The sequence below is a fragment of the Psychrobacter sp. YGAH215 genome (genome assembly GCF_007280595.1).
In the GTDB taxonomy this organism is placed as follows: Bacteria; Pseudomonadota; Gammaproteobacteria; order Pseudomonadales; family Moraxellaceae; genus Psychrobacter; species Psychrobacter faecalis.
In genome coordinates this window covers 24,069-37,447 of record NZ_VKLR01000011.1, presented here as the reverse complement: position 1 = coordinate 37,447, position 13,379 = coordinate 24,069, and the positions used below count along the sequence as shown (strand labels likewise).

Genomic DNA, 13,379 nt, shown 5'->3' with positions numbered 1-13,379 from the left:
TTAACGTGCCTCCATTGCATCAAGTAGCTGCGATGCGTCTACTTGTGTCACTTGACTGTACATATATGCGTTATTAATCCACTGCATGGCATGACTTGAAGTGTCAAGGAACGGCTGTGGATACAGACCGAGCCAGACCAAGCCTGCTGCTAACATAAGCAGCAACGACAGCTCGCGCTTACCCAAATCTTTTAATGGACGCGTTGGCAAACCGTGTAACTTGGTTTCTTGTAACGCCACTTCTTTAATATTATTGGTACCGAATAGCGCTTTATGAATTAAGATAAGCGAGTATAAACCTGCCAATACCAAGCTAAATGTCGCAAATACCACAAACACTGGATAATCAGCAAAGGCGCCAAATAAAATCATAAACTCGCCGATGAAGTTACCGGTACCCGGAATACCAAGTAAAGCGGCACAAAAGAACATCAGAATCGGCGCATAATAACGGAACTGACCCCACATACCGCCCATCAAGGTCAAATCGCGCGTATGCAAGCGCTCGTATAACTGTCCTGCCATAATAAACAGTGCCGCCGAACTTAAACCGTGCGCCAGCATTTGAATCATCAAACCTTGCAAGCTGATTAGGGTACCCGCGTAAATGGCCAAGACCACAAAACCCATATGCGAGATACTGGTATAAGCCAGTAAACGCTTCATATCAGTTTGCATAAAGGCCAGCCATGCCCCATAAAAGATACCTATGGTACCCAAGGTTATGGCAATCGGCGCAAAATCTTGTGACGCTGCTGGGAATAACGGTATGACAAAACGAATCAAACCATAAGCAGCAGTTTTAATCAAAACCCCTGCCAAATCCACCGAACCTGCGGTTGGCGCCTGCGCATGGGCGTCAGGTAGCCAGCCATGAAAAGGGAAAATCGGCAATTTAACGGCAAAGCCAATAAAGAAGCACAGCATGATCGGATATTCCCAGCCACCAAGTGAGGTGCCGAGTAAGTCATTATAATTAAAGCTCACCACGCCTTTTTGCGCATAGCTGATAATGACCAATATCAAAATACCGACCAGCATGATAAGGCCAGAGGCTTGGGTATAAATAAAGAATTTGGTTGCCGCGTATTCTTTGGTCTTGCCGCCAACCACATCATGACCCCAAATAGCGATCAAGAAGTAGATTGGAACCAGCATCATCTCCCAAAAGAAGAAGAATAGAAACAGGTCAATGGCTAAGAAAACGCCAATCACGCCGCCCAAGCTCCATAAAAGGTTAAGATGGAAGAAACCAACACGGCGTTGAATCTCATTCCACGAACAGGCAACCGCCGCAATACCGAGCAGGCCTGTTAGGCCAACCATCAACAGCGACAAACCATCTAGTGCCAAATGAAAGCTGATACCAAAGCTTGGTATCCATGGCACCATAAATTCTGCGACCCATGGCACGTTTGCCTGAGGCGCAATCACCTGCTTACTCATGCCGCTATAATCACCGTATTGCCACAATACCAGTGACAAGGCAAAGGTTAACGTCATACCGATTAGAGCAATCCAGCGCGGCAGACGTTTATTAAAGCGTTCGACCAACCAACATAGCAACCCTGCGATAAAAGGAATTGCGATCAATGCTGGTAGCATCCACGTTTGTTGTAACTCTATCATCTTATACCACCGTCATCATTACCAGCACCAACAGCACAGCCACACCCAAGCCAAAGCTTGCAGCGTAACCTCGAAGTGACCCTGTTTGCGTCGCAGACAATACCTTGTTACCAGCGGATGCCAGTTTCGGCAAAATAAGCCACGTTTTATCGATAGGGTCGGCTTTAAATAAGCGGCCGATGAACAAAAAGGGTTTTACAAAAACTATATCGTATAGCGCATCAAAGCCCATACCGTGATAGCACCAATGATATAACGCTGCGCCTATAGAGGTGTGCTTAAAGCGGGTTAGCATGCGACCTTTATCGGCGACATATAACAGTGCTGCGAGAATTAAGCCTGCAAGCATAGCGCCCATGGCGATATATTCCGCCGTATGTTTTTCATGCGCTTGACCAGCCACTTCTAATAAATGCCCAACACTCTCTGGCAAGACGCCTTGTAATGGCGGCGTGATCCATGCACCAACGGCAGTTGATAATACCAGTAGCACCGTCAATGGCAGCCAATATGACACACCAGATAGTTTATGCGCGTGGGTTTTTTCTTCACCAAAGAAGATAATCCAAATCATACGGAAGGTATACAGCGCGGTTAAGAACGCACCGAAGACGCCCATATAGAATAGGACTTGGTGACCGGTTGCATAGCTCTCCCACAGAATTGCTTCTTTAGAATAGAAGCCAACGGTAACCCAAGGGATTGCCGCCAGCGCACCGCCACCGACGATATAGCACCAAAATACTAGCGGTATCTTTTTGCGTAAGCCGCCCATCTTAAAGATGTTTTGTTCATGATGAACCGCAAGTATGACCGCACCTGATGATAAAAATAGCAAGGCTTTAAAGAAAGCATGCGTCATCAAGTGGAAAATAGCTCCTTGCCATGCACCAACGCCGAGTGCTAAGAACATATAGCCAATTTGGCTCATGGTCGAATAAGCAAGGATACGTTTAATATCGGTTTGTGCCAACGCACAAAATCCAGCAACAACTAAGGTCAATGCACCCACTGCCCCAACCCAGTACAACAGTACGCCTGGGGTGAGAAGAAATAATGGATGTAGACGTGCGATCAGATATACACCTGCGGTCACCATGGTCGCAGCGTGAATCAATGCCGATACTGGTGTTGGACCTGCCATCGCATCAGCAAGCCACGTATGTAGTGGCAGCTGCGCTGATTTACCCATCGCCCCACCAACGAGCATAATAGTGGTCAAAATCATCGTTGGATTATTGATATCAAAGATTTCTGGCGCGCGGGTGATAATCTCTTGAATATGCAAGGTGCCAAATTCGCGGAATAATAAAAACAAACCAAAGGCCAAAAACACATCACCAACACGAGTGACGGTAAAGGCTTTCATCGCTGCCCGACCATTGGCACGGTCTTGATAATAAAAACCAATCAAAAGGTACGAACAGATACCGACGCCTTCCCAGCCAAGATAAAGTAAGAACAAGTTATCGGCCAATACCAGCAATAACATACTGGCAACGAATAAGTTCATATAGCTAAAGAAGCGCGCAAAGCCTGTTTCACCTTTCATATACCAGGCGGCAAACAGATGAATCAAAAAGCCGATACCGGTAATAACACCCGTCATCGTTAATGCCAAGCCATCAAAGCTTAAGCCAAAACTTGGTGCAAAATCGCCAACTTGAAACCACGTCCATAGCGGAATCTCGATGACTGTACCGGCAGGATTACTGGTCAAAAAGGTATAGCTAACTACCAGCGTGCATAGCGCTGATAGCAGCATGCTACCGACACCAACAATCGCTGCCACCTGCTCGCTTAATTTGTCGCGCATAAAGGCTAAAATCAAAAAGCCAACGAGCGGGAATATAAAGGTTAATGGTAATAAACTCATGACATCATCCTTTCATCTCATTGGCGCTATCGACATCGAGATGCCCACGCTGATGGTAAAACCGCAATAATATTGCCAAACCAATGGCTGCCTCTGCTGCTGCTAGTGTCAAAATAAAGATAAACATTATCTGTCCATCTGGATCGACCCAGCGGCTACCGGCGACCACAAATGCCAAAGCCGTCGCATTCATCATGATCTCAAGGCTCATCAGCATAAATAAGAGATTACGCCGTACCATGACACCGCACAGACCGATTGCAAATAATATACCGGCCAAAATCAATCCATGGCTCATGGGTATCATACCCAGTACATTTTGCGCCTCAGTAGCAGGCTGCACAAAGCCTGCGACCTCGTGGGCAAACGGCACATTTGCAACCTCCTGTGCCACGCTCGCTGCTAGTACCATCAGTCTGACTCCTTGCGCGTGACTTGTTGTATATCCGCTTGCTTACCGACATTCATACCGACATAGTCAAGCGGGTCAACCTCTTTATATTCGTATGGTTCAGCTCTGTTTAGCGCCTCAATATCAATCGGCATGCCATTATCATCATAATGTTTGATACTAGCGACATTTGGATTAGAGGCTTGGCTTGCTTTGTTTTTATGGCTTTGATTATAGCCTTGAGCGTCGTGACCGATAATCTCATCATCACTAGACTCTTTACCCAAATGATAAGCAGCCACCAAGGCAGCTAATAATAGCAATGCCGCCACTTCGACCAACATAACGTATTTGGTAAATAGCACCGTACCGACGGCTTTAGCTGAAATGGTCGTACCGCCAATCATTGCCGTATCGGTATGGTTAAGACCTATCAACGCATACAGCACAACCGCGATGACAATCGTTAACCCCGTCGGTACCGCCCAAGTACCCGCATCAAGCCAGCGCTCTTCACGCTCATCATTACTCATGCCAAGGTTTAGCATCATAATAACGAATACAAACAGCACCATAATGGCACCGGCATAAACAACAATTTCAAGCGCACCAGCAAACGGCGCACCTAAGACAAAGAAAATACCTGCGATGGCCAATAACGACACAATCATCGATAAAATAGCATGCACTGGATTGGCGAGAGTTACGACGCGCAAGCTGGCAAATATTGCCACCGCTGCCAGCGCATAAAACCCTGCCAATTCAGGACTGTTTAAGATATTCATCATGGTAGCAAGCTCCTTAGATCAATCGGTGCCGCTTCATTTTGCGCCGCGCCTTTTGGTTTATCTGCTACCGCCATACCCGTTACGCGATAATAGTTATAATCGGGATATTTACCCGGTCCAGAAATCAGCAAATGCTCTTTTTCATAAACCAAGTCTTGACGGACATATTCGCCCATCTCAAAATCAGGCGTCATCTGAATCGCTGTCGTCGGGCAAGCTTCTTCACACAAACCGCAAAAGATACAACGTGAAAAGTTAATGCGGAAAAATTCTGGATACCAGCGACCATCTTCACGCTCTGCTTTTTGCAAAGAGATACAGGCAACCGGACAAGCCACGGCACATAAGTTACAAGCCACGCAGCGCTCATCACCATCAGGGTCACGCGTCAGCACAATACGGCCACGAAAGCGCGGCGGTACTGGCACTGGCTCTTCTGGATAAAGAATAGTGTCACGCGGCCTGATTGCATGACTATTGACCATCCACATACTGCGGACAATGGTAAACATACCAATGACGGTCTTTTTTATCGTAGTAAACATGGGATTATTATCCTTATCAGCTTTACCCTAGTTCATCAGTAATGGCTACTAGTAATGACTATAACGTTGGGGAAAAAATCAAAATCACTGCGGCAGTCACCAAGAGATTAATCAAAGTTACCGGCAGGCAGATTTTCCAGCCAAAGTTCATCACCTGATCATAGCGCGGACGCATGAGTGAGCCTCGAGCCAAAATAAACATGGTCATAAAGAATAGCGTTTTAATCATGAACCAAAAAGCTGGTGGAATAAAAGGAATATCTAAATTAAACGGCGCAAGCCAACCGCCAAAAAACAAACAGGTCATCAAGGCAGAAATCAGCACGACGTTGACATATTCACCGATGAAAAACATACCAAACTTCATGCCCGAATATTCGACATGATAACCTTCAGCAAGCTCTTGCTCGGCTTCTGGTTGGTCAAATGGATGTCTATGGGTGACAGCAACACCAGCGACCACAAAAGTTAAAAAGCCAAAAAACTGCGGGATGATATACCAGCCGTCAATTTGCGATTCAACAATTTCACGTAGGTTAAATGAGCCCGTTAGCGCAACCACACCCATCAATGATAAGCCTAAGAAAACTTCATAACTGATGGTTTGTGCTGCTGAACGTAAGCCACCAAGTAGTGAGAATTTATTAGCCGATGCCCAACCGCCAAACATTACCGCATAAACTGCAATACCTGCCATGGCAAAGAAGAACAAAATGCCGATATCCCAATCAGCAACCCCAAGGGTTGGCGAAATAGGAATAATGGCAAAGGATGCCAGCGCAGTAAACATGGCAACCGCTGGCGCCAAGGTAAACATAAACTTATCGGTAAAGTTTGGCGTCCAATCTTCTTTAAAGAAGATTTTGAGCATATCGGCGACCAGTTGCAATGAGCCAAACGGACCGACACGGTTCGGACCATAACGGTCTTGCCAAAGCGCTAGCATGCGGCGCTCATAAACAATCATCAACGCTGCCACGATAACGACCACCAAAAAGATAACCAACGCCTGCACGACCATAAAAAGTATCGACCAGGTATCAAAAGTCATCATACCAGCCAAAAAGCTTGGCACATCAGGGATAATACGGGTAACTTGCAAATTACACCTCCTGTGTGGTGGTCGGCGCACTGTTTATTGGCGTAGCGCGATTATTGTTATTGGCTGTTGTAGCATTATCAGTTGCCATACTGCCCATCATCGTCACTGGCGCATCGACTTTGCGTACTGACGCTGGCATAGACGGATGAATGATATCTACCTGCCCAACCGGATAGCCGATACAGCCTTCTGCTAAGTAATCAACCAGCTCAACAGGTAAGGTGATTTGCTGTTTATCAATCTCAATCGCCAGATAATCACCCGCTGCAAGACCCCATTCTTTGGCATCATCGATACCGACGCGCCATGTAGCGAGCGGCAATTGCTCAGCAACCACTGCGCTACGCGAGGCCATCATCGAGCTGGCATACAGGTTATAAATTGGCACCAGTTTGGCTTGTCCTTGCTGCATATCTGTCGTCGTTGCTGAAGTAGCTTCTGGCGCGACATATTGACGCGTGGCAAGGCGCTCTAAGCGATCAAATAAACGGACGCCCGGATCGCCATTTCTCAGGCTACCACCAACTTTGTCTTGGTATTTATTCCACGCTTGCGGTGAGTTCCAACCGGCCGCACTGGCAAAAGGAATCATCGAGCTTGGCGTCTGCTTACCGCTATAACCTTCCATTGAGAAGGTTAAGCCGGTATCCAAATCTTTTGGTTGCATCGGCTCATGCACAGATACGGGCGCACGCATCGAGGTACGACCTGAGTAGCGACGCGGCTGACGGGCAATTTTTAGACCAGTCATGCGGTAATCAGCGTCAGGAGCGGCGTCTTTAATACCCGCAAGCTTAGGATGGGTAGCGATTAGAGCATTGATAACGTCATCAAGCAGCGTCCAGTCGACATCGCGACCTTCCAAGCTGCTATGGACTGCATGCAACCAGCGCCAGCCTTCTTTGATACTGCTCATTGGATGATAGTATTCGTTATCATAAACTTGGAAGAAGCGCTGTGCACGACCTTCAGCAGAGATAAGCGTACCATCTGCTTCTGCGAAGCTTGCGGCTGGCAAGACGATATCGACGTCTTTATGCCAATCAAGCAATTGATGATCAAGGGCAATAACGGTTTTATCCGCCAATAGCTGGGTTAACTTATGCGCATCAATGGCATCGGTTAATTGGTTTTCGGCCACGATGACCACATCAAAATCGGTCGCTAATAATTCTTCAACCGATTGACCACCAAGCATACAAACGCCAATACTATTGGCATCAGGAACCGCTAAATAGATACCCGCTTGCGCGTGATAATTTTTATTGACCTCTTTGAGCTCAAGCTTGGTTGCAGGCTCGCGCTCGACGTCGTCTTGCGCTTCGGTATCAACACCTGTTTCTGGTTTATTTGGTTTAGCAGACAAGTCTTTGTCTTCGCTTTGCTGCGCCGTTGCTGCTTGTGCTTCGGCAGCTTCGACCTTAGCATTATGTGCCTCGACCTGCTGCTGCTCAGTGGCTTTAATCGCCGCACGCTTTTGGGTCAGCGCTTGGGTGATTTGCGCCGCTGCTTCTATCAAAGCAATCGATGATAAACTAGTTCCCGAGACCACCAACGGCTTATCAGCTTGAATTAAGTCATACGCGATTTGCTGGGCTAGCTCTTGCATTGGATCAGACGCTTCATCAGCATCTTGTTGGGCACGTTGCGCGTCTGCTATCTGGGCTAAATCATCTACAAGATTAGCAATCGCATCGGCGACTTTAAAACCAAGTTTGGTAATATCTTCTGGTGTGGCAACGACGCTAACTTTACTGATATCTTCTAGTTTGGTTTGGATAACATCGATGATATAGACCGGGCTTTGCACGCCTTGTCCAATACGTTTGACGGGCTCAGCTAGCCAAGATTGGGTTTTGGTCGCAGCAGCCATTTTAATGGCTTCGTTTTTTGCCGCTTGACGAATCGATAGTGCCACACGTGATGAGGTTTGAGTAATATCTTCACCCAATACCAATACCGCATCATGACTTTCAATATCAGCCATACCGGGGTTATAAATACCTTCAGTGCTTAATACTTCAATACATTTATTGACCAGTGCTTGCTGCTGATGGTTTAGGCCGGTTGAAAAGCTATCAAAGCCGACCATGTTTTTTAGCTCAAAATTGGTCTCAAGACTGGCACGTGGTGAGCCAATACCGATGACTTTTTTGTTTTTGATACGTTTGATGGTTTCATCAAGCGCATAATCGATATTGATTTTGACATGCTTGTCATTGATACGCTCGAGCGCCTGCGTTGGGCGATCTTCGCGATTGACATAACCGTAACCGAAGCGACCACGGTCACATAAGAAGTAACGGTTTACTTCACCGTTATAACGGTTTTCGATACGGCGCAATTCCCCATAACGCTCGCCCGCTGAGATATTACAACCGGCTGAGCAGCCATGACAAATGCTTGGTGCATACTGCATATCCCATTTACGGTTATAGCGCTCAGAGTGAGTTTTATCGGTAAATACACCGGTTGGGCAGACTTCGGTTAGATTACCTGAGAACTCGCTTTCGAACTGACCGTCTTTATCACGACCAAAATACACGCGTTCGTTTGAGCCATAGACGCCCAAATCTTCGCCGCCCGCGTAGTCTTTATAAAAACGGACGCAGCGATAACAAGCGATACAGCGGTTCATTTCATGAGCGATAAATGGTCCAAGCTCTTGATTGTGATGGGTACGCTTGGTAAAGCGATAGCGACGACGGCTATGACCTGACATATAAGTCATGTCTTGCAGATGACAATGTCCGCCCTCTTCACAGGTTGGACAGTCGTGCGGGTGGTTGACCATCAATAGCTCAACCATCGACTTACGAAAGGCTTTGGCTTCATCGTCGGTGACTGAAATGTACATATTATCGCTTGGGGCGACCATACAGGACATCACCAAGCGCCCGCGACCTGCTTCCATATCTTCTTTATTTTGGTATTGCTTGACCGCGCACTGACGACAAGCACCTGCTGAGCCAAGGGCTGGGTGATAACAAAAATACGGCACATCAATGCCAAGTGACAAGCATGCTTGGAGCAAGTTGTCGCTGCTATCTACTTCGACAGTGGTTCCATCAATATGTATGACTGCCATGCCGCTCTCCTTATTTCACTTCTGGCTGTTGATGAGCTGCAGCCTCAATGACATCTTCGCCAACCGCCTGCGCAATTTTTTGATCAAACTCAGGACGGAAATATTTAATTGCACTCATCAGTGGCTCCATCGCACCCGGCGCATGGGCGCAGAAGGTTTTACCGATCCACAAGTCACGGGTTAAGCCTTCTAATTTCTCAACGTCACCGATTTGGCCTTGACCGTCGTTAATAGCGGTGAGCAATTTAACGCCCCACGGTAGACCATCACGACATGGTGTACACCAACCGCACGACTCACGCTGGAAGAAAATCTCAAGGTTACGCAATAATGACACCATGTCTTGTTCTTCATCGACGACCATAATTAGCCCAGTACCCATACGGCTACCAGCTTTTTGAATGGTGTCAAAATCGACAACGGTATCTAAATGCTCAGCAGTTAAAAAGTCAGTCGATGCGCCGCCCGGCAACCATGCTTTAAGCTTTTTACCTTCTTGCATACCGCCAGCAAAATCTTCGATAATTTCGCGCGCCGTATAGCCGAAGGGTAGTTCCCATAGACCAGGATCATTGACCAAACCTGAACAACCAAATAGCTTGGTGCCTGGGGTTTCGACCACGCCTTTGGCTTTTGGTAAGTCTTGATACCATTTACTGCCGTGCAAAATAATCGCTGAAACGTTATGCAAAGTTTCAACGTTATTAACCACAGTCGGACGGCCCCATGCACCTGCCACTTGTGGAAACGGCGGCTTAGTACGTGGATTGGCACGGCGACCTTCTAGGGAGTTAATCAAAGCAGTTTCTTCGCCACAAATATAACGGCCAGCACCGGTATGGACGTGCAAATCAAAGCTAAAGTCTGAGCCTAAGATATTGTCGCCAACTAAATTATTGGCACGCAATTCTTCAAGTGCTGCCGTTAAGCGCTCTGCTGCTAAGAGATATTCACCGCGAATAAAGATATAACCGGCCGTTGCCCCAATCGCATAGGCAGAAATCAGCATACCTTCGATAAGCTGTAACGGTAGGCGCTCCATTAAGAGACGATCTTTAAAGGTACCCGGCTCCATCTCATCGGCATTACAGACTAAGTAGCGTGGACCACCATCGGGTGGTGCCATGAGCGACCATTTAATACCGGCTGGGAAACCTGCACCGCCGCGACCTTTGACTACTGCTTCTTTAATGGTATTTAGAGTATCGGCTGGTGATTGGTTTAAAGCCATCTTTAAGGCTTCAAAACCGCGTAGCGATTCATAAGTGGCTAAGTCCAATACCGCATCGTGATGGGCAAGGCGCCATGTTAGCGGTTTGGTTTCACTGGTAGCGGTTGCTTTATCGCCATAAACAGGAATGCGCTGGTCATTTAATTGGCTAGGCGCTTTGCCTTGACCGCGACGAGCAATCTGCTCTGAAATGGTTAAACTCATGCGTATAGCTCCAACAATTGGGCGACTTCAGTGGGCTGCACAGGACCATAGGTGTCTTCATTGATTAACACAGAAGGACCTTTGTCACAGTTGCCCAAACAGCAGATCGGCAATAGCGTAAAGCGGTTGTCAGCGGTGGTTTGACCATAGTCGATGCCCAGCTGCGCTTTTAATTCAGCCGCCAGCGCTTCGTAGCCCGTTAAATAACAAGCGACCGAATCGCAAATAAGGATGACATTGCGACCGACCGGCTGACGATAGATACGGTTAAAGAAAGTTGCCACCCCATCCATGTCGGTCACAGGGATATTTAAAATATTAGCGATGGCATTAACTTGCGCATCATCGACCCAGCCGTTACGCTTTTGTACGATTTTTAGGGCATCTAAAGACGCTGCTCGCGGATGGGGATAATGATGCATAAACTCATGGATAGCCGCAATCTCTTCTGCGGTTAAGATACTTGCCACATCTACTTTTGGCATTTTATCGGAAACAATTCTCATAATCTTCTTCTTTCCTCACTCAGCCCACTGTGTATATAGCGCTTGGCGCAGCAACAGCGTTTTGGTGTGCCAGTCTGGCGATAACATATTAATAAAACTTGGCGTACTTTTAATATTTAACATCTACCATTTAACATTTATGAAAATTAATGATAAATGCAGCAGCCCAAACCGTTAACGGTCACAATCGGCCATGACAATATCAATCGAGGCCAAATACATAATGGCATCAGAGACCAACGAGCCATTAATCACCGATGGCATTTGCTGCAAATGCGCAAATGTCGGCGTACGGATACGAGTACGATAGCTCATCGTCGCTTTATCTGAGGTGATGTAATAACTGTTTAGACCTTTGGTTGCTTCAACGATGGTCGTACACTCACCCGCTGGCATTACAGGACCCCAAGAAACCGAGATAAAGTGATTAATCAAAGTCTCAATATCATTTAAGGTACGGTCTTTCGGCGGTGGCACGGCCAATGGATGATCTGCCTTATAAGGACCTTGCGGCATATTATCCATACATTGGCGGATGATACGTAGCGACTGGCGCATCTCTTCGATTTTTACCATACAACGATCATAAGCATCGCCGTTATAGCCGACTGGAATCTCAAAATCGTAGTTCTCGTAGCCCATATACGGACGTGCTTTACGTAAATCAAAATCCAAACCTGTGGCTCGCAAACCTGCGCCGGTAACGCCCCATGCCAATGCTTGCTTGGTATTGTACTGGGCAACGCCTTGGGTACGCCCTTTTAGCACACTGTTTTGTAGTGCCGCTTTAACGTATTCATCTAAACGTTTTGGCATCCAATCTAGGAACTCACGAACCAAACGCTGCCAACCACGCGGTAAGTCGTGTGCTGTACCGCCGATACGGAACCAAGCAGGATGCATACGGTAGCCAGTCACCGCTTCGATGACGTCATAAGCTTTTTGGCGATCGGTAAACATATAGAAGACTGGCGTCATACCGCCCGCATCCTGAATAAAGGTACCAACAAATAGCAGATTATTGGTAATACGGAAAAACTCACTCATCATCACACGGATGGTTTCAGCGCGCGGCGGCACCGTAATCCCAGCAAGCTTTTCAACCGACATGATATACGGTAGCTCGTTCATGACGCCGCCGAGGTAATCAATACGGTCGGTATAAGGAATATAAGAATGCCACGTTTGACGCTCAGCCATTTTTTCGGCGCCGCGATGGTGATAGCCGATATCAGGAATACAGTCGACAACTTCTTCACCGTCAAGCTGTAGTACTAAACGGAATGCACCATGCGCTGATGGATGGTTAGGACCAATGTTCAAGAACATAAAGTCTTCATCACGACCCGAGCGTTTCATGCCCCATTCTTCTGGAACAAAACGCAGGTTTTCTTGCTCATATTGTTGCTTGGCGTTATTTAAAAAATACGGGGTAAATTCTGTCGCGCGCGCATGATATTCTTTACGCAGTGGATGACCTTCCCAATATTTAGGTAATAAAATACGCGTTAAATGCGGGTGGCCGCTAAAGACAATGCCGAACATGTCCCAGACTTCACGCTCATACCAGTTAGCATTTGGCCAAATTTTAGTCGCACTTGGTACGTTGAGATCTTCCTCGCTTAGGGCGACTTTGATACGCACATCGCTATTACGCTCAAGCGACATCAAGTGGTAAAACACCGTAAAATCACTGTCTGGCAAACCTTGACGATGTTGACGCAAGCGCTCATCTATCGCGGATAAGTCAAAGAGCATAACGTAAGGTTTTGGCAATTTACGCAGGTATAATAAGACGTCTAATAAGTCGGCACGCGCCACCCACACCGTTGGAATCTCATCCACCGTGTGCTGTACGACAAACTTACCAGCATATTTTTCTTCCAGCTCTTTGATAACTGCTGGGACAGGTTTGATCTTATCCCTGTTGTTAGGATCCATGTTATTAGGATCTATGTTTTCAACTACCGTGACCATGAATGATGTCTTCCTTCATTAATCATAACCCAGCTATGTCAA

10 protein-coding genes are annotated in these 13,379 nt (G+C 46.9%); all 10 read right to left on the bottom strand.

The features are described 5' to 3' along the window. Complete coding sequence (gene nuoM, locus FOR85_RS06545; protein WP_144297231.1) at positions 1 to 1,629, bottom strand: NADH-quinone oxidoreductase subunit M; 1,629 nt, start codon at positions 1,627 to 1,629, stop codon at positions 1 to 3. Position 1,630: 1 nt separating this feature from the next. Next, a complete protein-coding gene (gene nuoL, locus FOR85_RS06540; protein ID WP_144297230.1) occupies positions 1,631 to 3,505 on the bottom strand; it encodes an NADH-quinone oxidoreductase subunit L in 1,875 nt (624 codons plus the stop codon). Positions 3,506 to 3,509: 4 nt separating this feature from the next. Beyond that, a complete protein-coding gene (gene nuoK / locus FOR85_RS06535) occupies positions 3,510 to 3,818 on the bottom strand; it encodes an NADH-quinone oxidoreductase subunit NuoK (RefSeq protein WP_102077418.1) in 309 nt (102 codons plus the stop codon). Between the two features lie 98 nt (positions 3,819 to 3,916). Continuing rightward, entirely contained in the window at positions 3,917 to 4,684 is a 768-nt protein-coding gene (nuoJ, locus tag FOR85_RS06530) for an NADH-quinone oxidoreductase subunit J (RefSeq protein ID WP_144297229.1), read from the bottom strand. Beyond that, positions 4,681 to 5,229, bottom strand: coding sequence for an NADH-quinone oxidoreductase subunit NuoI (nuoI, locus tag FOR85_RS06525; protein ID WP_068406521.1), 549 nt, complete (start codon positions 5,227 to 5,229; stop codon positions 4,681 to 4,683). Before nuoI ends, nuoJ begins: the two co-directional genes overlap by 4 nt. 58 nt (positions 5,230 to 5,287) lie before the next feature. Continuing rightward, positions 5,288 to 6,283, bottom strand: a complete 996-nt coding sequence (gene nuoH, locus FOR85_RS06520; protein ID WP_144297284.1) for an NADH-quinone oxidoreductase subunit NuoH — start codon at positions 6,281 to 6,283, stop codon at positions 5,288 to 5,290. A 49-nt stretch (positions 6,284 to 6,332) separates the two neighbouring features. Beyond that, the gene (nuoG, locus tag FOR85_RS06515) at positions 6,333 to 9,419 is read right to left on the bottom strand and encodes an NADH-quinone oxidoreductase subunit NuoG (protein WP_144297228.1); all 3,087 of its coding nucleotides are present in this window, start codon (positions 9,417 to 9,419) and stop codon (positions 6,333 to 6,335) included. A gap of 10 nt (positions 9,420 to 9,429) precedes the next feature. Next, a complete protein-coding gene (gene nuoF, locus FOR85_RS06510; RefSeq protein WP_144297227.1) occupies positions 9,430 to 10,854 on the bottom strand; it encodes an NADH-quinone oxidoreductase subunit NuoF in 1,425 nt (474 codons plus the stop codon). After that, positions 10,851 to 11,360: an NADH-quinone oxidoreductase subunit NuoE gene (gene nuoE / locus FOR85_RS06505; protein WP_068406529.1), complete on the bottom strand. Its 510-nt coding sequence runs from the start codon at positions 11,358 to 11,360 to the stop codon at positions 10,851 to 10,853. Before nuoE ends, nuoF begins: the two co-directional genes overlap by 4 nt. Positions 11,361 to 11,534: 174 nt before the next feature. Continuing rightward, on the bottom strand, positions 11,535 to 13,337 hold the full coding sequence (gene nuoC, locus FOR85_RS06500; RefSeq protein ID WP_144297226.1) for an NADH-quinone oxidoreductase subunit C/D: 1,803 nt from the start codon (positions 13,335 to 13,337) through the stop codon (positions 11,535 to 11,537). Positions 13,338 to 13,379: the final 42 nt, after the last annotated feature.